The organism is Cronobacter sp. 153480017-3 (assembly GCF_053627815.1).
In genome coordinates this window covers 582843-601792 of the sequence record NZ_JBSEYN010000001.1, presented here as the reverse complement: position 1 = coordinate 601792, position 18950 = coordinate 582843, and the positions used below count along the sequence as shown (strand labels likewise).

The 18950-nt window shown below is 59.1% G+C and carries 19 protein-coding genes; 12 read left to right on the top strand and 7 right to left on the bottom strand.

The genetic code is table 11. The features are described 5' to 3' along the window. Positions 1-242 precede the first annotated feature (242 nt). Positions 243-869, top strand: coding sequence for a helix-turn-helix domain-containing protein (locus tag ACUW6V_RS02945; RefSeq protein WP_014728628.1), 627 nt, complete (start codon positions 243-245; stop codon positions 867-869). A gap of 66 nt (positions 870-935) precedes the next feature. On the opposite strand, the gene argS is transcribed toward ACUW6V_RS02945, so the two are convergent. Beyond that, on the bottom strand, positions 936-2669 hold the full coding sequence (gene argS, locus ACUW6V_RS02940; protein WP_454037979.1) for an arginine--tRNA ligase: 1734 nt from the start codon (positions 2667-2669) through the stop codon (positions 936-938). 185 nt (positions 2670-2854) lie between these two features. On the opposite strand from argS, the gene ACUW6V_RS02935 reads away from it, so the two are divergent. From ACUW6V_RS02935 to ACUW6V_RS02925, 3 genes are all read left to right on the top strand, one after another. Further along, positions 2855-3418 (top strand): VOC family protein, encoded by a 564-nt coding sequence (locus ACUW6V_RS02935; protein WP_012124449.1) that lies wholly within the window; start codon positions 2855-2857, stop codon positions 3416-3418. A 148-nt stretch (positions 3419-3566) separates the two neighbouring features. After that, entirely contained in the window at positions 3567-4109 is a 543-nt protein-coding gene (locus ACUW6V_RS02930) for an SRPBCC family protein (protein ID WP_004387404.1), read from the top strand. Between the two features lie 3 nt (positions 4110-4112). Then, entirely contained in the window at positions 4113-5279 is a 1167-nt protein-coding gene (locus tag ACUW6V_RS02925) for a zinc-dependent alcohol dehydrogenase (RefSeq protein ID WP_007900750.1), read from the top strand. On the opposite strand, the gene ACUW6V_RS02920 is transcribed toward ACUW6V_RS02925, so the two are convergent. Continuing rightward, the gene (locus ACUW6V_RS02920) at positions 5269-6420 is read right to left on the bottom strand and encodes a MalY/PatB family protein (protein WP_454037978.1); all 1152 of its coding nucleotides are present in this window, start codon (positions 6418-6420) and stop codon (positions 5269-5271) included. The genes ACUW6V_RS02925 and ACUW6V_RS02920 overlap by 11 nt on opposite strands. Before the next feature lie 85 nt (positions 6421-6505). On the opposite strand from ACUW6V_RS02920, the gene cutC reads away from it, so the two are divergent. From cutC to lysM, 4 genes are all read left to right on the top strand, one after another. Next, positions 6506-7246, top strand: coding sequence for a copper homeostasis protein CutC (cutC, locus tag ACUW6V_RS02915; RefSeq protein WP_454037977.1), 741 nt, complete (start codon positions 6506-6508; stop codon positions 7244-7246). 199 nt (positions 7247-7445) lie between these two features. Then, a complete protein-coding gene (locus ACUW6V_RS02910; protein ID WP_454037976.1) occupies positions 7446-9146 on the top strand; it encodes an Hsp70 family protein in 1701 nt (566 codons plus the stop codon). Further along, complete coding sequence (locus tag ACUW6V_RS02905) at positions 9146-10795, top strand: DnaJ domain-containing protein (RefSeq protein ID WP_454037975.1); 1650 nt, start codon at positions 9146-9148, stop codon at positions 10793-10795. Before ACUW6V_RS02910 ends, ACUW6V_RS02905 begins: the two co-directional genes overlap by 1 nt. A gap of 136 nt (positions 10796-10931) precedes the next feature. After that, on the top strand, positions 10932-11378 hold the full coding sequence (lysM, locus tag ACUW6V_RS02900) for a peptidoglycan-binding protein LysM (RefSeq protein WP_004386298.1): 447 nt from the start codon (positions 10932-10934) through the stop codon (positions 11376-11378). 36 nt (positions 11379-11414) lie between these two features. On the opposite strand, the gene cmoB is transcribed toward lysM, so the two are convergent. From cmoB to ACUW6V_RS02875, 5 genes are all read right to left on the bottom strand, one after another. Then, positions 11415-12386, bottom strand: a complete 972-nt coding sequence (cmoB, locus tag ACUW6V_RS02895) for a tRNA 5-methoxyuridine(34)/uridine 5-oxyacetic acid(34) synthase CmoB (RefSeq protein ID WP_454037974.1) — start codon at positions 12384-12386, stop codon at positions 11415-11417. After that, positions 12383-13126 (bottom strand): carboxy-S-adenosyl-L-methionine synthase CmoA, encoded by a 744-nt coding sequence (gene cmoA, locus ACUW6V_RS02890; RefSeq protein WP_007794444.1) that lies wholly within the window; start codon positions 13124-13126, stop codon positions 12383-12385. Before cmoA ends, cmoB begins: the two co-directional genes overlap by 4 nt. A gap of 40 nt (positions 13127-13166) precedes the next feature. Further along, positions 13167-13562 (bottom strand): MAPEG family protein, encoded by a 396-nt coding sequence (locus tag ACUW6V_RS02885; RefSeq protein WP_004386301.1) that lies wholly within the window; start codon positions 13560-13562, stop codon positions 13167-13169. A gap of 67 nt (positions 13563-13629) precedes the next feature. Then, positions 13630-14448: a DUF72 domain-containing protein gene (locus tag ACUW6V_RS02880; RefSeq protein WP_097565737.1), complete on the bottom strand. Its 819-nt coding sequence runs from the start codon at positions 14446-14448 to the stop codon at positions 13630-13632. Then, a complete protein-coding gene (locus ACUW6V_RS02875; protein WP_004386303.1) occupies positions 14445-15011 on the bottom strand; it encodes a hydrolase in 567 nt (188 codons plus the stop codon). Before ACUW6V_RS02875 ends, ACUW6V_RS02880 begins: the two co-directional genes overlap by 4 nt. A gap of 266 nt (positions 15012-15277) precedes the next feature. On the opposite strand from ACUW6V_RS02875, the gene aspS reads away from it, so the two are divergent. The 4 genes from aspS (at position 15278) to ruvC (ending at position 18879) form a co-directional block, all read left to right on the top strand. Beyond that, on the top strand, positions 15278-17056 hold the full coding sequence (gene aspS, locus ACUW6V_RS02870; protein ID WP_454037973.1) for an aspartate--tRNA ligase: 1779 nt from the start codon (positions 15278-15280) through the stop codon (positions 17054-17056). Between the two features lies 1 nt (position 17057). Continuing rightward, a complete protein-coding gene (gene nudB, locus ACUW6V_RS02865) occupies positions 17058-17501 on the top strand; it encodes a dihydroneopterin triphosphate diphosphatase (protein WP_454037972.1) in 444 nt (147 codons plus the stop codon). Between the two features lie 27 nt (positions 17502-17528). Then, on the top strand, positions 17529-18269 hold the full coding sequence (locus tag ACUW6V_RS02860; RefSeq protein ID WP_004384823.1) for a YebC/PmpR family DNA-binding transcriptional regulator: 741 nt from the start codon (positions 17529-17531) through the stop codon (positions 18267-18269). A gap of 88 nt (positions 18270-18357) precedes the next feature. Beyond that, positions 18358-18879 (top strand): crossover junction endodeoxyribonuclease RuvC, encoded by a 522-nt coding sequence (gene ruvC, locus ACUW6V_RS02855; protein ID WP_007900724.1) that lies wholly within the window; start codon positions 18358-18360, stop codon positions 18877-18879. Positions 18880-18950 lie beyond the last annotated feature (71 nt).

Sequence of the window (18950 nt, the reverse complement as noted above, 5' to 3'; positions counted from 1 at the left end):
ACGCCGTGATTCTTTGCTATGCGCAAAGAGTATTATTTCGGATGTATTTTATAAATGCATTACGCGACATGTCGTTCTGTCGCCTTAATGTCTCTAAGGTATTAATCAGACATGAAGGTACGGTTTCGTCTGGCTACGCGGTTGCACAATTGATAATGCATTCGCATATCTGCCTGAATTCCGGAGTGCTGCCGGCAGGGATCACCGATCTGCGAAGCCGTTAATTCTGATGGATCATATAAATGAACCACTATCCTTTACCCCCACGGCCGGACGCTCAGATTAATGCGCTGATTAACGCCTTTCATTGTCACGGTACGATTAAAGAATATCCGCGCGGCTCGTGCCTGGCGCAAAATGAAGAGTCTGTAAATATTCTGTTGTCAGGCAGCCTTGCTCTGACGCGGGATTGGGATAACCTCATTTTCTTTGAAACGAATCGGTCGAATATTTTTGGTATTTCATTGCAACCTAATAATGCCCGGTTTGAACATTTTCGATTAATAATAAAAGAAGACAGTCTTGTAAAAAGGATCAGCCGTGCTGATTTTCTTGCTGTTATTGAAGAGCAAAAACTCTGGAAGGAACTGAGTCATGTAATCTCGTTTTATTATTACGTTTTGCTCTGGAAAAATTACCATTTTTACGCCGCCGATTCGTATATGCTGGTGCGGAAATCACTCATTACGCTTGGCGAAATGCCGTTGGAGTCGCGCATCAATATAAACGCAAGCCAGTACATTACCAGTACCACCAATTTATCAAAAAGCTATGTGATGAAAGTCATTCAGGAGTTACGCAAAGGCGGGTATATCGAAATCCAGCGCGGCCGTTTGATCACCATCGGCAAGCTCCCGCAAAAATATTAAGCCGCCAGAGAATGCCAATAAAAAGGCCCGTCAGTGACGGGCCTTTTTTATGCCTGAGCGCAGCGTTTACATACGTTCGACGGTTTCGATACCGAGCGTATCCAGACCGAGCTTCAGCGTTTTCGCGGTCAGCAGCGCCAGCTTCAGGCGGCTCTGGCGCAGCGCCTCGGTTTCAGCGGTGAGAATAGGGCAGTGCTCGTAGAAGCCGGAGAACAGACCCGCCAGATCGTAGAGATACGCGCACATAACGTGTGGCGTACCGTCACGAGCCACCACGCCCAGCGTCTCTTCGAACTGCAACAGGCGCGCGGCGAGCTGTGCTTCGCGGTCGTCCTGAATCACCACCGGTGCCGTCAGTTCGCTCTCTTTAACGCCCGCTTTGCGGAACACCGACAGCACGCGGGTATAGGCGTACTGCATATACGGCGCAGTGTTGCCTTCGAAGGCCAGCATGTTATCCCAGTCGAAAATGTAATCGGTGGTGCGGCTCTTCGAGAGATCCGCATATTTCACCGCGCCGATGCCGACGGCGTTCGCCAGTTTCTCAAGCTCGTCGGCCGGCATATCCGGGTTTTTGCCGGCAACCAGGCGACGTGCGCGATCCAGCGCTTCGTCCAGCAGTTCGGACAGCTTAATGGTGCCGCCCGCGCGGGTTTTAAACGGTTTGCCATCTTTGCCAAGCATCATGCCGAACATGTGGTGTTCCAGCGGGACGGATTCCGGCACGTAGCCCGCTTTACGCACGATGGTCCACGCCTGCATCAGATGCTGGTGCTGACGGGAGTCGATGTAGTAGAGCACGCGGTCGGCATGCAGCGTTTCGTAGCGGTACTTCGCGCAGGCGATATCGGTTGTGGTGTAGAGGTAGCCGCCATCCTTTTTCTGGATGATGACGCCCATCGGCTCGCCTTCTTTATTTTTGAACTCGTCCAGGAAGACCACGGTAGCGCCTTCGCTCTCCACCGCCAGACCTTTGGCTTTCAGATCGGCGACAATGCCAGGCAGCATCGGGTTGTAAAGACTTTCGCCCATCACGTCGTCGCGCGTCAGGGTGACATTAAGACGCTGATAGGTTATCTGATTCTGCGTCATGGTGATGTCAACGAGCTTGCGCCACATCTCGCGGCAATATTCATCGCCGCCCTGCAGTTTCACCACGTAGCTGCGCGCGCGCTCGGCGAACGCTTCATCTTCGTCGTAATGCTTTTTGGCTTCGCGATAGAACCCTTCGAGATCCGAGAGCGCCATCTCGCCGGCGTTTTCCTGCTGCTGTTTCTCAAGATAAGCAATCAGCATACCGAACTGGGTGCCCCAGTCACCGACGTGGTTGGCGCGAATAACTTTGTGGCCGAGAAACTCCAGGGTACGAACGGACGCATCGCCGATAATGGTGGAGCGAACGTGGCCCACGTGCATCTCTTTAGCAACGTTTGGGGCGGAGTAATCCACCACGATGGTCTGCGGCGCGCTGACTTTTTCCACGCCCGCGCGATCGGAGGCGACAGCCGCCTCGATGTTTTTCGCAAGGAATGCCGGATCGAGGAAAATATTGATAAAGCCAGGGCCTGCGATTTCGGTCTTCGCGGCGATCCCGGTGAGATCCAGATGGGCCAGTGCCTGCTCGGCGAATTGTCGCGGCGGCATGCCCAGTTTTTTCGCGATAGCCATCACGCCGTTAGCCTGATAGTCGCCGAACTGCGCTTTGGCTGACTGACGAACCTGCGGTTCGCAATCCGCAGGCGCACCTGCGGCAATCAGCGCCTGACTGACTTTTTCTGAGAGAAGAGCCTGAATATTCACCGGGATACCTTACGTTAATAACGCTGCCAGTCGAAGGCGGCAGCGTGCGGTCTTAAGAAAAAAGAGGGCAAAAGTATACTGCATTTAGGCGGCGGCGTCAGCACCGGCGGGCAGGGTGGTACGTGCTGGAGCGCGGGCTTCAAACAGGGTAGATTAGCGCCTTTGTCACCGTACGGGAAAAGCCAATGACCCACTGGCACACACCAGAAGAACTCCAGGATATCCGCGCGGATCTGCCGCGTTTTGAAGCGGCGTTACAGACGCTCGCCGGGCGTCTTGCGCTCAATATTAACGGCCTGCACGCCGATCATATTTCGCTGCGCTGCCACCAGAACGCCACCGCCGAGCGCTGGCGTAAAGGGTTTGAGCAGTGCGGCACGCTGCTTAGCGAAAACATCATTAATGGCCGCCCCATTTGCCTTTTTCGCCTTGATGAGCCGGTCTGCGTCGGACCATGGCGCTTTACGATTGTCGAACTGCCGTGGCCTGGCGAAAAACGCTACCCGCATGAAGGCTGGGAACATATTGAAATCGTGCTGCCCGGCGCGCCGGAATCGCTCAACCAGCGCGCGCTGGCGCTGCTGGGCGACGAAGGGCTGATGGCACCGGATATTTCGGTGAAAACCAGTTCACCTGCAGGTGAGCATGAGCGGTTGCCGAACCCGACGCTCGCCGTCACCGACCGCATCGTCACCATCAAATTTCACCCGTATTCCATCGAAGAGATCGTCGCGAGCGAACAGCAATAGCGGTTCGCCTGACGCTGCGGGGCCAGACTGGCGCAAAGTCTGGCCCTTTTTTTGTCTATAGTATTCAGGGGACCATTTCCCGCACGCCCCCGCATGAAAAGAGTAAGGAGAGACCCGACGCCTGTTTTCGACCCGATGGGAGAGACTCATGCAACAAACCGTAAAACGTACCGATCTCTGGATTAACCGCGATGAGCCGGGGCTGCGCCGCTCCCTGCTTATCCATCGCTCCGCCGAGGAGCTGTTTGATTTATGGCGCGCGCCGTCCACCCTGCCACGCATCATGGGACATTTCGCCCACATTACCATTCTCAGCAACACCGCGTCCCACTGGGCCGTGCGAATGCCGCTTGGCAAAACCGTTGAGTGGGATGCCTATATCACCGATGAAGAGCGCGGCCACTACATCAGCTGGGCGTCTGAGAAAAAGGCCACGGTGCCTAACGCCGGCAGGCTGACGTTTCGTCATATTTCGGAGGAGCGCGGCACGGAAGTGACGCTTTCGCTGCACTTCGATCCTCCCGGCGGCTTTTTTGGCGAGTGGCTGTCGAAAAAAATCGATCTGGTGCCGGAGGCGATGCTAAGCCAGGCGCTGCGGCGTTTTAAAAGCCTCGCCGAGACGGGCGAAATCGCGACCAATAAACCGCAACCGGCGGGCCGTCACGACGGTATGGACAAGGTGGAGGAATAACCGATGCGAGCACTCTGCTGGAACGGCGTCAACGATCTGCGCGTCGAGACCGTGGGCGATCCGACAATCGTCAATCCGCATGATGTCATCCTTAAAGTGGGCCTGACCACGACCTGCGGCTCCGATTTACACGTCATCGACGGACTTATTCCGAGCATGGAAGAGGGCGATATCCTCGGCCATGAATTTATGGGCGAAGTGGTGGAAGTGGGCCCGGAGGTCAAAAACATCCGCCGCGGCGACCGCGTCGTGGTGCCGTCGTTTATCTCGTGCGGCTCCTGCTGGTACTGCAATCACGGCCTGACTTCGTGTTGCGATAACACCAACCCGAACGCGCATCTGCAGGAAAAAATCCTCGGCTACCCGACGGCAGGAATTTACGCCTACAGCCATGCGTTCGGCGGCTATGCCGGGTCGCATGCCGAATATGTGCGTGTGCCGTTCGCCGATAACGACTGCTTTATCGTGCCGGAAAATGTCTCTGACGAGCAGGCACTGTTTCTCTCTGACGCCGCGCCGACAGGCTATATGGGCGCGGATTTTTGCAATATTCACCCCGGCGACACGGTGGCGGTATGGGGCTGCGGCGGTGTCGGGCTGATGGCGGCCCAGAGCGCGTTCCTGCTGGGCGCTGAAAGAGTCATTGCCATTGACCGTTTCCCGGAGCGGCTGGCGATGGCGCGCGACATCGTGGGTGCTATTCCGCTGGATTACACGAACGTGGATATTTACGAAGCGTTGCTTGAGATAACCGGCGGTCGCGGCCCGGACAGCTGCATTGACGCTGTTGGGATGGAGGCGCACGGCGAAGGGCTGGAATATGCCTATGACCGCACCAAACAGGCGCTCAAAATGCATACTGATATTGGCGCCGCGCTGCGTCAGGCGATCCGCGCCTGCCGTAAAGGCGGCACGCTCGCCATTCTCGGCGTTTACGGCATGATGGATAAATTCCCGCTCGGCGTGGCGATGAATAAAGGCTTAACCATTCGCACCGCCCAGCAGCACGGCCAGGCCTATATGAAACGCCTGCTGGATCACGCCTCGCGCGGCGAACTGCGCACCGATTTCCTCGCCACGCACCGCTTCTCGCTGGAAGACGCGCCGCGTGGCTATGAAATGTTTAAAAACAAAGAGGACGGCTGCGTGCGGGCAGTGTTTAAGCCCTGACGTTCGCCGCACTGACCGCCTGTGTCAGACGCGTAATGGCCGTCTCCAGCGTGGCGGCGGTACATCCGAAATTAATCCGCACGTGTTGCGGCGCGCCGAAATCCGCGCCGGGGGAGAAGCCGAGCCCCTGGCGCTTAAAGAAGCGCGTCGGGTTCTCAACGCCAAGCCCGGACGCATCCACCCACGCCAGATACGTCGCCTCCGGCACTACCATCTCAAGCCCCGACAGCCCGCTAATGGCGGCGTATAACCGGTCGCGGTTGCGGCGCAGATACGCAATTTGCTCAGTAAGCCACGGCTCACCGCCGCGCCATGCCGCTTCGGCGGCCGTCAGCGCCAGTACGTCCACATGCGGCACAATGCCTTCACGCGCGGCGCAAAAACGCTGGCGCAGCGCGGCATCCGGGATCACCGCCACCGACGCGCCAAGCCCGGCGATATTAAACGTTTTCGACGGCGACATGAGCGTAATGGAGCGCCGCGCGGCGTCCTCGCTGAGCGAGGCGAACGGAATGTGTTGTACGCCGGGCGTGAGGATCAGATCGCAGTGGATCTCATCAGAACAGACGATAAGGTCATGCTCCTGCGCAAACGCGAGCTGCGCTTCGAGTTCGTCACGGCGGTATGCGGTGCCGCCAGGATTTTGCGGGTTACAGAGCATCAGGAGTTTTTCGCGCCCGGTAAGCTGCGCACGAAGGCTTTCCAGATCCAGCACCAGTCGTTCGCCGCGCGGCTGCAACGGCGCGTTAAGTTGCGCGCGTCCGGCAAGGGCGGCGGATTTGCGAAACGGCGGGTAGATGGGCGTCGGCGCAAGCGTGGTTTCTTCCGGCGAGGTAAACGCGCGCACCGAGAGATTCAGCCCCGCCACAATCCCTGGCAAAAAGACCAGCCACTCCGGTTCAACGCGCCACTGGTAACGGCGCAGGCACCATTCAATAAAGGCTTCAGCCAGCCCCTGCGGATGCGCGCCGTAGCCAAACACGCCGTGCTGCACGCGCGCTATCAGCGCATCCGTAATACAGGCGGGCGAGCGGAAATCGGTGTCGGCCACCCACATCGGCAATACCGATTCGTCATGGGCGTTCCACTTAATGCTGTCGCTGTGACGGCGGTTGATCTCTTCGTCGAAATTGAATGCCATGATACGTTGTCCTGCGGCTAAGGGGTTTTCAGACTAAGACGTTTGCCCACAGCTGACCACTACTTTCATTTACAGGGAGTTACCCATGGCGTTACTGGAAATCTGCTGTTACAGCCAGGCCTGCGCAATGACCGCACAGGCGGCGGGCGCTGACCGCATTGAGCTGTGTTCGGCGGTTAACGAGGGCGGCCTGACGCCGTCAGCGGGCGTGCTCAAAGGCGTGCGTGCGCAGATAACGATCCCCATTCATCCTATCGTGCGTCCGCGCGGCGGCGATTTTTGCTACAACGAGAGCGAGTTTGCGGCAATGCTGGACGATATCACGTTTATCCGTGAACTGGGCTTTCCGGGGCTTGTGACCGGCGTGCTGAATGAGGACGGTGGGGTGGATCTCGCCCGAATGCGTAAAATAATGCGCGCCGCCGACGGTATGGCGGTGACGTTTCACCGGGCCTTCGACATGTGCGCCAGCCCGTTGAAAGCGCTGGAAGAATTAACCGATCTCGGCGTGGCGCGCATTCTGACTTCCGGCCAGCAGGCGAGCGCGGAAAAAGGAATTTCATTAATTACGGAACTAAAACAGAAATCCCGTGCTCCAATCATTATGGCCGGTGCAGGGGTACGGCTTAGCAACCTTAACCTGTTCCTGGCGCAGGGGATAGACGAGCTTCACAGCTCGGCGGGCATCCATGTAGCCTCTCCCATGCGTTATCGCAATACCGGCGTCTCGATGTCCTCGGACGCAAGCGTTGACGAATATTCCCGTTACCAGGTGGATGGCGACGCGGTAGCCGCCATGAAGGCGGCGCTTACGTCAGTGCAATGATTTTTGCCCTCAGTTTTTACCGCGCATCATGTCGCCCAATATGATGCTTGCTCGTACCAGGCCCCGGTCTTTTGCCGGGGCTTTTTTTATGCCCACGCGCTCCTACCAAATCTGGTCACTGTCTTGTCTTTACCGGGCCGCTCAGAGAAGATGCCACGCATCGTCAGCGTCTTTCGCAGACCTGTAAAGGGAGAGCAGGATGATTGTCGGCATCGATCTCGGTACCACCAATAGCCTCGCCGCCGTCTGGCAGGAGGGCAATCCGCGGCTTATCGCTAACGCGCTGGGCGAATGTCTCACGCCGAGCGTCGTCGGCCTGGATGACGAAGGGCGCGTGCTGGTCGGCAAAGCCGCCCGCGAGCGTCTGCACACGCATCCGCATCTCACCACCGCACTTTTCAAACGCCATATGGGCACCGCCTGGACCGTCCGGCTCGGGGGCAAACTGTTTCGCGCTGAAGAACTCTCGGCGCTGGTTTTAAAAAGCCTGAAAGAAGATATCGAGCGCGCCTGCGGCGAGACGGTCACCGAAGCGGTGATAAGCGTGCCGGCGTATTTCAGCGATGCCCAGCGTAAAGCCACGCGTGTCGCGGGCGAACTGGCCGGGCTTCACGTTGAAAAACTGATTAACGAACCGACCGCGGCGGCGCTGGCTTACGGCCTGCATCGCGGCGCAGAAGAGGGCACCTTTCTGGTGTTCGATCTCGGCGGCGGCACGTTTGACGTTTCGGTGCTGGAGCTGTTCGAAGGCGTGATGGAAGTACGCGCCAGCGCTGGCGATAACTTTCTCGGCGGCGAAGATTTCGATCAGGCGCTGATTGACGCCTTCGTGGCGCGCCAGATGGCGGCAGGCGGCATGCCCGACCCGGCGGCGCACACGCATGCCCTGCGCCGCGAGGCCGAGCGGGTGCGCCATGCGCTTGGCGATCGCCCTGTCGCTACCTTTACGCTGCGTGCCGAAAACCAGACCTGGAGCCAGGATTTTCATCAGGGCGAGCTGAACGATATTTTCGCGCCGCTCCTTACCCGCCTGCGCCTGCCCATTGAGCGCGCGCTGCGCGATGCCCGCATTCGCGTTGCGGATCTCGACGAGATCCTGCTGGTCGGCGGTGCGAGCCGTATGCCTCTGGTTCGCCGCCTGGCCGCCGGGCTGTTTGGCCGCTTCCCGTCGGTGTCGATAAATCCTGACGAGGCGGTCGCGCTTGGTGCGGCCGTGCAGGCGGCGCTGAAAAAACGCGACGCGGCGCTGGAAGAAGTGGTGCTGACGGATGTCTGCCCTTATACGCTTGGCATTGAAACCGTCAAAGCCTTTGGCCGCCATCTTGACGACGGTCACTATCTGCCGGTGATTGAGCGTAACGTGGTGGTGCCGGTGAGCCGGGTAAAAACAGTCTGTACGCTTGCCGATAATCAGACGATGGTAGAGTTTACGCTTTACCAGGGCGAAAGCCGTCTGGTGAAAGACAACATTGCGCTTGGCAAAATGCGCGTGCCGGTGCCGCCGAGACCGGCGGGCGAGGTGTCGCTGGATGTGCGGTTCACCTATGACATCAACGGTATTCTTGAAGCCGAAGTCACGGTGCCGCTCACCGGCGAGCGCCATCAGCTCATTATTGAAAACAACCCTGGCATGCTAACGCCGCAAGAGATTGCCGAACGGCTGGCGCAACTGAGCGCGCTGAAAATTCATCCGCGCGAACGCCAGCCCAACACGCATCTGATGGCGCGTCTCGACCGACTGTATCAGGAGACTACCGGCGAGATGCGCGAGGAGATTAGCTATCTCGGGGCGCGCTTCCAGCAGGCGCTGGAGAGCCAGGACGACGCGCGCATCGATAAAGCCCGTCAGGAAATAACGCAGCAGGCGGACGCAATCGAAGCCGGGATGTGGCTTTTCTGATGCGCGCACTGGAGATCCTCGGGCTTGAGCCCGGCGCGGACGAACGCGCCATCAAACGTGCCTACGCCAGGCTTCTGAAAGAGTGTCGCCCGGATGACGATCCGCAAGGCTTTCAGCAACTGCGAGATGCCTACGAAACGGCGCTGGAAGAGGCGCGTCGCGGCGTGGCGGACGGCGATGACGACGCATTCGGCGATGACGATGAGCACGATGACGACAACGACATGGCGGCAGTCGCGCCAGACGTGTACAGGCAAATTGATGACCCGCTACTGGCGCAGCCTGTAAACGAGCCCGAACCTGCCCCGGCGGAAAGCGCGCCAGCGCCTCCCGCACCGTTGTACACGCCGCCACGCACGACGGCGTTGCTCGACGGGTTAAACGAGGAAAATCTCAACGTCCGCTGGCTGGAGGCGCGCGCGATGGGGGAGTCGCGCGAGTTTGAAGAGGCGGTACTGACGCGCTGCCTGTGGCATCTCGCGCCTGACGAATACGCCTTCGTCGCACAGGCGCAGGCGTGCTTTGAGTGGCTGACGCCGGGCCAGCGCGTGGCGACTGACGAATCGCAGCAGAACCGGTTACGCCATGTGCTGCTCACCCCTTACGCCGAAGAGATGCGGGCGGCGCTGGAAGAGGGGAACGATGCCCGCTATCTGGCCTGCCTGCGCGCGCTGGCGAATTCCCCGTGGCTGCAAAGCTATGACGGACAGCGCCAGTTGCAGCGCCTTGCGCTGTCGCTGCTGGACGCGCAGCCTGAGTGGTCGCCAGAGCGCTTTGCCGCACTTTGCAGGCTGTTTCACTGGGATGAGACGCGCGGCGAGCGGCCGGATCTGCCGGAGCTGTGGGCGCAGGTTATCGCCCGCGACGAAGACGAAGCGCTTTTTGCGCAGCTTACTGCGCAGCGCGACGCACCAGGCGATTCCCCTGCGCTCCGGGCGGCGCACATGGTATTGCGCGTGCAGGATGAAGACGCCCGCATGCTGGCTGGCCTCGATTACACCGATGAAGACTGGCAGGCCTGCGGCAGGCTCACCGACCAGCTGGCGATTGGCCATCCTGCGCTTATTCCGCGCTTTGCGGGCGCGGATATCCACGCGTGGCAACAGACGTACCACAAACTTAATGAAGCGCACGGACCGATGATGCGTAGCCTCTGGCTGGTCGGCATGATGATGGCGACGTTTGGCTGGATGCTGCCCGCGGTGTATGACGGCACCATCACCCCGTTGGGCGTGGTGCTCCGTGTGCTGGTGGCGCCCGTGGTGGCGATGGTGGTGGGTATTTTCCCGCTGGTTTTATGGCGGGGACTGGCCCGGCCCTTTCTGAACAGAGACGCAGCGCTGAGCGAGCGGCTGCTGCCGCGGTTTATCTACTCCCGGCGGCGCAAGCGCTGGCGGCTGTTCGCGCATGTGATCCCATTTTGCGTGGTCAGCGTCGTTATCGCGCTGGTCTGCGGCAGGCTGGCGATGTGGATTTTCGTGGCCGTGACGCTGTTGCTGGCCTGGACCGATCTCTGGCGTTATCCCGGCGCGCTGCGGCGGTTTCGCCAGCAACGTGCGCCTCTGCGCGGCGGACGCCTGAAGTTTGTCCTGCTGGCGCTGCTGTTTTTCACCCTCATTACCGGCGTGCGCGCGTTGTTGCAAGCGTGACACTCAAAACGACCCGCGCTGCGATAGCCCGGCCTCGCCGGGCTGTTCGCTTTTCAGGCAACCGGCGCGCTGCCGCCTGGCTTATTTCTTGATTTGTTTGCCAGACTTCTCAGGTGACTTTTTTTGAGGAGGAACTATGGGCTTACTGAATTTTGTAAAAGAAGCGGGCGAGAAAATCTGGGACAGCGTTTCCGGGCATAACGACGCGGCGGCACAGAACGCCAAAGTGCAGGAACACCTCAAGAAAACCGGTATCCCGGACGCCGATAAAGTACAGGTGCAGGTGGATGACGGCAAAGCGACCGTGACCGGTCAGGGCTTAAGCCAGGAAGCGAAAGAGAAAATTCTGGTGGCTGTTGGCAACATCGCGGGCATCGGACATGTCGATGACAACGTCGCGGTGGCGACCCCGGCACCGGAAAGCCAGTTCTACACGGTGAAAAAAGGCGACACCCTCAGCGCTATCTCGAAAGAAGTTTATGGCGACGCGAACCAATATCCTAAAATCTTTGAAGCCAATAAACCGATGCTGACCAGCCCGGAAAAAATCTATCCGGGCCAGGTGTTGCGTATTCCGAAGTAAAAAACGTCTCCCGCACGTCAGGTGCGGGAGAACACATCAGGGTTTGCGTGCGATAAGCACGGCGCGCAGCGGGGCGGGGTAGCCTTCGCGGGTTTTGGTGGCGTCATGCGGATCGAGGAAATCCGCCAGCGACTCCGTTTCCATCCAGGCGGTGCGGCGCTGCTCTTCCACGGTCGTGACCGAGAAATCAGCGATTTTCACATCCACAAAACCGCACTTCTCCAGCCAGTTTTTCAGCGCGGGCGCGGAGGGAATAAAGTAGACGTTGCGCATCTGCGCGTAGCGCTCGCCCGGCACCAGCACGGTGTTTTCATCGCCTTCCACCACCAGCGTTTCCAGCACCAGTTCGCCGTCTTTCACCAGCTGATCTTTAAGCTGCCAGAGGTGCTCCAGTGGCGAGCGGCGGTGGTAAAGCACGCCCATCGAAAAGACGGTGTCAAACGCATTCAGCGCGGGCATCTGCTCAATGCCAAGCGGCAGCACGTGGGCGCGATTGTCACCGCCTAAAAGCTTACGCACCGCCTCAAACTGGCACAGGAAAAGCTGCGTCGGGTCGATGCCGACCGCGAGCTGCGCGCCCGCACCGACCATACGCCACAGGTGATAACCGCTGCCGCAGCCGACATCCAGAATGGTGCGCCCGGCAAGCGGCGTGATGTGCGGCAGCACGCGGTCCCATTTGAGATCGGAGCGCCACTCGGTGTCGATGTCGATACCGTAGAGCGAGAACGGCCCTTTACGCCACGGCATCAGCGTGCGCAGCAGCTGTTCGATGCGCTTGCGCTGGCCGTCGCTGAGCGGCTCAGTGCTCTGCGCGCTAACGCTGTGCAGCAGATCAAGCTGGTCCGGCACCAGCGCAGGCAGATTATCGAGGGAATTTTTCCACTGTTTAAACTGGCCGTGCAGGGCGTCGCGCTGCCAGGCGGCAACCTGAGCGGGCAGCGTTTCCAGCCAGTGGGCAAGCGGCCCGCAGGCGATCTGCTGATAAAATTTACCGAAATCGATCATGCCGCGCTCCCGCCTTTTACCGCCACCAGCGAGCCGAAGTTAAAGCACTGGAACCACAGCTCGCTGTGTTCAAACCCGGCCTTGCGCAGGCGCGCTTTGTGGGTTTCCACGGAGTCGGTAAGCATCACGTTTTCCAGCATGCTGCGTTTCTGGCTGATCTCCAGCTCGCTGTAGCCGTTGGCGCGCTTGAAGTCGTGATGCATATTGAACAGCAGTTCGCCCACCACGCTGTCTTCAAAGCTGAATTTCTCCGACAGCACCAGCGCGCCGCCAGGATTCAGGCCCTGATAGATCTTATTGAGCAGCAGCTGGCGATCGTCCGGGTTCAGGAACTGGAGCGTGAAGTTCAGCACCACCATAGAGGCGTTCTCAATGGTGATATTGCGGATATCGTCCTCAATCACCTCGACCGGCGTCTGCGCTTTGAACGCGTCAATATGGCGGCGGCAGCGCTCCACCATGGCGGGCGAATTATCCACCGCGATGATTTTGCAGCCGTCGTGATGCACGTTGCGGCGCACCGAGAGCGTGGCGGCACCGAGCGAACAGCCGAGGTCGTAAACCTGGCTTGCGGGCTGGACAAAGCGCTCCGCCAGCATGCCAATCATAGAGATGATATTGGAGTAGCCCGGCACGGAACGCTGGATCATATCGGGGAAGACTTCAGCCACCCGCTCATCGAAAGTCCAGTCGCCCAGACGGGCGATGGGCGCGGAGAACAGCGTGTCGCGATTTGACATAGCGTAAATCCTGGGGAAAACGAAAGGGGCGTATTTTGCGCTAATGAAACGAGAAAACCAACTCCCAGGGCATATACCAGATGTTGGCCAGTACCATCATCAGCAGGGCGATATAGGTCGCGCTCATGCCGCTACGCCGCCAGCGCAGCAGGCGATGATGATAGCCGTAGTAATGCATCAGACGACCAACCAGCAGCAACAGGCCGCAGACGTGCAGCATCCAGTTCTGCGCGCCGTTCATCTCCATAAACAGCAGCAGTAACAGGCCGATGGGCAGATACTCCACCGCGTTGCCGTGAATGCGGATAGCGCTTTGCAGCTCGCTGAAACCGCCATCGCCATAGGCGACGCGGTACTGCATACGCAGACGAACCACATCGAAAGAGAACTTCATCAACAACAACGCACCCAGAACCGCATAAAGCGCGCTTACCATAGAAACTCCGTTTAACGCTGTTAATGGCGCCTTTATGATAGCGTGGCGCGGCCCGGTTGTCGCTGCTCTAAAAGAGGGTGTCCTGGTGCGGGATAGCGGGTTCGTCGCCAAGCGTCGGCAGCGCCTCGCGAAGCGCGGGCCAGAGCGTGTGTACCAGCTCCGGCGCATGTTCGATATCCGGCGTGTGAAGAAAGAGGTAAGGCGTCGTGGTCTGCTGCCACTGCGCGAGTTTGGCAAGCCAGACCGCGAAAAATTCTGCGTTTTGCGCCATATCGTCGCTGCCGATAAACCGCACCATTGGATGCTGCGCCGTGACGAGCGCATGCACCGGCACTTTGGGTTTTTTCCGCTGCGCGTCGATGACCGCCGGGCTGTGCGGAAGGGCGGCATGTACCGGACGGCTGTCGAGCATCACGCGGTTAACGCCGCGCGCGATAAGCCCGCGGTTGAGCGAAAGCTCCGCCTCGCCTTTAGCGAAGAAATCGGGGTGGCGTACTTCTACGCCATACGTAAAGTTACCCGGCAGGGTATCGAGAAACGCCCATAACGCAGGCAGATCGCGCGGGCCGAACGCCGCGGGCAGTTGCAGCCAGTACTGGCCGATACGGCCTTCCAGCGGCGCCATGCGCGCGAAAAACTCGGCGGTTAAATCGTCGCAGTGGCGCAGCGCGGCGTTATGCGAAATGGTGGCCGGGAATTTAAAACAGAAGCGGAAATCATCGTGGGTCTGCGCGTGCCAGCGCTCGACGATCTCCGCTTTCGGCAGCGCGTACAGCGTGGTGTTGCCTTCGACACAGTTAAAGTGGCGGGCGTAATCCTCAAGCGATGTAATGCCAAGCCGCACCCATTTCGGGTGCGACCATTGCGGCAGACCAAGATAAATCATAGGGCTGCGAGGATCTCCTCAGTGGAACGCACCCGTCCGAGGCGCGGGAAAATATGCGTCATGCTGCCGTTGTGCTGGTCGGCGTCGGCGGCGGAGCAGGCGTCTTCGGCGACCACCAGCTCAAAGCCCATCTCCCAGGCGTTGCGCGCGGTGGATTCCACGCCGATGTTGGTGGAGATGCCGCACAGAATAATCGTCGTGATGCCGCGACGACGTAATTGTAGCTCCAGATCGGTGCCGTAGAAGGCGCCCCACTGGCGTTTGGTCACTTCGATGTCGGTGTCGCGTTTGCCAAGCGCCACCGGATAGTGCCACCACTCGTCCGGCAACGTATGCCCGGCAATCGGCGCGTCGACAGGCTGCTTCAACGCTTCGCTGAAATCTTTCGACCAGCCGACACGCACCATGACGACCGGCGCGCCGACCGCGCGGCATTTCTCGGCAAGCCTTGCGGCGCGGGCCACAACGTCGTCGGCGCTGTGCGGGCCGCCGGCAAAGGGCAGGATCCCTTCCTGTAAATCAATGACCACCAGCGCGGTCGTCGCGGGATTAAGCGTTAACATAGAGACTCCCCTTGATTGTTGGTTTTGGATGAGTACCTTACTGGCGTCGTGAGCCGGACGGTTGTCTATTTTTGTTAAATTTTGTGAGAAGCGCCAGTTTACGCACAGCAATCGCGCGGGCGCGCGGCTTCGGGCTTATCGCGGCGCGGAATTTCCAGTATAATAGCCCCCTTTTTTCATCCAGTAGTGACATTCAGCCAAAGCTGCGACAGTGGTGCCTGCAGGGCAGGCGACAAACGGCCTGCGGCTAAATTAAGGGATATCTCATGCGTACAGAATATTGCGGGCAGCTCAATCTGTCCCACGTCGGACAGCAAGTGACTCTGTGTGGTTGGGTCAACCGTCGTCGCGATCTCGGCAGTCTGATTTTTATCGACATGCGCGATCGTGAAGGCATCGTTCAGGTGTTTTTCGACCCGGATCGCGCCGACGCCTTCAGCCTCGCCTCTGAACTGCGTAATGAGTTCTGCATTCAAATCACCGGCGCCGTGCGCGCGCGCGACGAGAAAAACGTCAACCGCGATATGGCGACCGGCGAAGTGGAAGTGTTCGCCACCGAACTGACCATCATCAACCGCGCCGAGCCGCTGCCGCTCGACTCCAATCAGGTCAACAGCGAAGAAGCGCGTCTGAAATACCGCTATCTCGACCTGCGTCGCCCGGAAATGGCCCAGCGCCTGAAAACCCGCGCGAAAATCACAAGCTTCGTGCGCCGCTTTATGGATGACCACGGCTTCCTCGACATCGAAACCCCGATGCTGACCAAAGCCACGCCGGAAGGCGCGCGCGACTATCTCGTGCCGTCTCGCGTGCATAAAGGCAAGTTCTACGCGCTGCCGCAGTCTCCGCAGCTTTTCAAACAGCTGCTGATGATGTCCGGCTTCGATCGCTACTATCAGATCGTTAAATGCTTCCGCGACGAAGACCTGCGCGCTGACCGTCAGCCTGAATTTACCCAGATCGACGTCGAAACCTCCTTCATGACCGCGCCGCAGGTGCGTGAAGTGATGGAGAAACTGATTCGTCAGCTGTGGCTTGATGTGAAAGGCGTGGATCTGGGCGAGTTCCCTGTCATGACCTTCGCCGAAGCCGAGCGCCGCTACGGCTCCGATAAACCGGACCTGCGTAACCCGATGGAGCTGGTGGACGTGGCCGATCTGCTGAAAAGCGTAGAGTTCGCGGTCTTCGCGGGCCCGGCTAACGATCCGAAAGGCCGCGTCGCCGCGCTGCGCGTACCGGGCGGTGCCCAGCTCAGCCGCAAGCAGATTGACGACTACGGCAACTTCGTCAAAATTTACGGGGCTAAAGGGCTTGCGTATATCAAAGTCAACGAGCGCGCGAAGGGCCTCGACGGCATTAACAGCCCGGTCGCTAAATTCCTGAACGCGGAGATCGTTGAAGCCATTCTTGAGCGCACCGGTGCGCAGGACGGCGACATGATTTTCTTCGGTGCCGACAACAAAAAAGTGGTGGCCGACGCGCTGGGCGCGCTGCGCCTGAAGCTTGGTAAAGACCTGAGCCTGACCGACGAAGCCAAATGGGCACCGCTGTGGGTTATCGACTTCCCGATGTTTGAAGACGACGGCGAAGGCGGCCTGAGCGCGATGCACCATCCGTTTACCGCGCCGAAAGACATGACAGCGGAAGAGCTTAAAGCGGCACCGGAAGACGCGGTGGCGAACGCCTACGATATGGTTATCAACGGTTATGAAGTAGGCGGCGGCTCGGTGCGTATCCACCGTGGCGAAATGCAGCAGACCGTGTTTGGCATTCTGGGCATCAACGAGCATGAGCAGCGCGAGAAATTCGGCTTCCTGCTGGACGCGCTGAAATTCGGTACGCCGCCGCACGCGGGCCTGGCGTTCGGCCTTGACCGTCTGACCATGCTGCTGACCGGCACGGATAACATCCGCGATGTCATCGCCTTCCCGAAAACCACGGCGGCGGCCTGTCTGATGACCGAAGCGCCGAGCTTCGCAAACCCGACAGCGCTGGCTGAACTGGGCATCGAAGTCGTGAAAAAAGCGTCGCCGGAGAATAAGTAATATGCATTATAAGCGCCCTGTTTCTGTACTGGTGGTGATCTACGCCCTGGACACGAAACGGGTGCTCATGTTGCAGCGGCGCGACGATCCTGATTTCTGGCAGTCGGTCACCGGCAGCCTGGAAGAGGGGGAAACCGCGCCGCAGGCCGCCACGCGCGAAGTAAAGGAAGAGGTCTCCATTGACGTTGCTTCTGAGCAACTGACCTTGATGGACTGTCAGCGCACGGTGGAGTTTGAAATTTTCAGTCATTTACGTCATCGCTATGCGCCGGGGATTATGCGTAATACGGAGTCCTGGTTCTGTCTGGCGCTGCCGACGGAGCGGGAGATCGTGTTCACTGAACACCTGACCTACCGCTGGGTGGACGCCCCCGAGGCGGCCGCGCTCACCAAGTCCTGGAGCAACCGGCAGGCGATTGAAGAATTTGTTATTAACGCCGCCTGAAAAGGCGCGCTTTCTGGAGATATTTTTATGGCAGGTCATAGTAAATGGGCCAACACCAAACACCGCAAAGCGGCACAGGATGCCAAGCGCGGTAAAATCTTCACTAAAATTATTCGCGAGCTGGTGACCGCGGCGCGTCTGGGCGGCGGCGATCCGGGCTCTAACCCGCGTCTGCGTGCGGCTATCGATAAAGCGCTGTCCAATAACATGACGCGCGACACCCTGAACCGCGCTATCGCGCGCGGCGTTGGCGGTGACGAAGACGCGAACATGGAAACCATCATTTATGAAGGTTACGGCCCTGGCGGCACCGCGGTGATGGTGGAATGTCTCTCTGATAACCGTAACCGTACCGTTGCCGAAGTGCGTCACGCCTTCAGCAAATGCGGCGGCAACCTCGGCACCGATGGTTCCGTGGCGTACCTGTTCAGCAAAAAAGGCGTTATCTCCTTCGAAGCGGGCGATGAAGACACCATTATGGAAGCCGCGCTGGAAGCGGGCGCTGAAGATGTCGTGACCTATGACGACGGCGCTATCGACGTCTACACCGCCTGGGAAGAGATGGGCGCGGTACGTGACGCGCTGGAAGCGGCGGGCCTGAAGGCCGACAACGCGGAAGTCTCTATGATCCCGTCCACCAAAGCGGATATGGACGCGGAAACCGCGCCGAAACTGCTGCGTCTTATCGACATGCTGGAAGACTGCGACGACGTGCAGGAGGTTTACCACAACGGTGAGATCTCCGACGAGGTTGCGGCGACCCTGTGATACCCGCCATGTTTCAGACTGCGGGCGGCCACGTCCGCAGCCTGATATCTTCTTGTATTCCCGCAGGCTTTTTCTCAGGAGACGCGCCATGAGTATTATTCTGGGCATCGACCCGGGGTCGCGCGTTACCGGTTACGGCGTGATTCGCCAGACCGGACGTCAGCTGACCTATCTTGGCAGCGGCTGTATCCGCACCAGCGTCACGGATTTGCCTTCCCGCCTGAAGCTTATCTACGCGGGCGTCAGCGAAATCATCACGCAGTTTCGTCCTGACTATTTCGCCATCGAACAGGTCTTTATGGCGAAAAACGCCGATTCGGCGTTAAAACTCGGGCAGGCCCGCGGCGCGGCGATTGTCGCGGCGGTGAATCACGATCTGCCGGTGTTTGAGTACGCGGCGCGACAGGTGAAGCAAACGGTGGTGGGCATCGGCAGCGCTGAAAAAAGCCAGGTGCAGCATATGGTGCGCACGCTGCTGAAACTCTCCGCCAACCCGCAGGCGGATGCGGCGGATGCGCTCGCTATCGCTATTACCCATTGTCACGTCAGCCAGAACGCGACGCAGGTCAGCGAATCGCGCCTGAACCTGGCGCGCGGGCGGCTTCGTTAACGGTAACTGACGTTACCGTTCCTTTGCGAGACGTCTCGCAACTGTCAGTTCTCTCATTGCCACGGCGATTT

Excerpts from the sequence above, each read along its gene's own strand:
- ACUW6V_RS02945 (WP_014728628.1), top strand. The coding sequence starts at position 243 with ATGAACCACTATCCTTTACCCCCACGGCCGGACGCTCAGATTAATGCG.
- ACUW6V_RS02935 (WP_012124449.1), top strand. The coding sequence starts at position 2,855 with ATGACCCACTGGCACACACCAGAAGAACTCCAGGATATCCGCGCGGAT.
- ACUW6V_RS02930 (WP_004387404.1), top strand. The coding sequence starts at position 3,567 with ATGCAACAAACCGTAAAACGTACCGATCTCTGGATTAACCGCGATGAG.
- ACUW6V_RS02925 (WP_007900750.1), top strand. The coding sequence starts at position 4,113 with ATGCGAGCACTCTGCTGGAACGGCGTCAACGATCTGCGCGTCGAGACC.
- ACUW6V_RS02920 (WP_454037978.1), bottom strand. The coding sequence starts at position 6,420 with ATGGCATTCAATTTCGACGAAGAGATCAACCGCCGTCACAGCGACAGC.
- cutC (WP_454037977.1), top strand. The coding sequence starts at position 6,506 with ATGGCGTTACTGGAAATCTGCTGTTACAGCCAGGCCTGCGCAATGACC.
- ACUW6V_RS02910 (WP_454037976.1), top strand. The coding sequence starts at position 7,446 with ATGATTGTCGGCATCGATCTCGGTACCACCAATAGCCTCGCCGCCGTC.
- ACUW6V_RS02905 (WP_454037975.1), top strand. The coding sequence starts at position 9,146 with ATGCGCGCACTGGAGATCCTCGGGCTTGAGCCCGGCGCGGACGAACGC.
- lysM (WP_004386298.1), top strand. The coding sequence starts at position 10,932 with ATGGGCTTACTGAATTTTGTAAAAGAAGCGGGCGAGAAAATCTGGGAC.
- cmoB (WP_454037974.1), bottom strand. The coding sequence starts at position 12,386 with ATGATCGATTTCGGTAAATTTTATCAGCAGATCGCCTGCGGGCCGCTT.
- cmoA (WP_007794444.1), bottom strand. The coding sequence starts at position 13,126 with ATGTCAAATCGCGACACGCTGTTCTCCGCGCCCATCGCCCGTCTGGGC.
- ACUW6V_RS02885 (WP_004386301.1), bottom strand. The coding sequence starts at position 13,562 with ATGGTAAGCGCGCTTTATGCGGTTCTGGGTGCGTTGTTGTTGATGAAG.
- ACUW6V_RS02880 (WP_097565737.1), bottom strand. The coding sequence starts at position 14,448 with ATGATTTATCTTGGTCTGCCGCAATGGTCGCACCCGAAATGGGTGCGG.
- ACUW6V_RS02875 (WP_004386303.1), bottom strand. The coding sequence starts at position 15,011 with ATGTTAACGCTTAATCCCGCGACGACCGCGCTGGTGGTCATTGATTTA.
- aspS (WP_454037973.1), top strand. The coding sequence starts at position 15,278 with ATGCGTACAGAATATTGCGGGCAGCTCAATCTGTCCCACGTCGGACAG.
- nudB (WP_454037972.1), top strand. The coding sequence starts at position 17,058 with ATGCATTATAAGCGCCCTGTTTCTGTACTGGTGGTGATCTACGCCCTG.
- ACUW6V_RS02860 (WP_004384823.1), top strand. The coding sequence starts at position 17,529 with ATGGCAGGTCATAGTAAATGGGCCAACACCAAACACCGCAAAGCGGCA.
- ruvC (WP_007900724.1), top strand. The coding sequence starts at position 18,358 with ATGAGTATTATTCTGGGCATCGACCCGGGGTCGCGCGTTACCGGTTAC.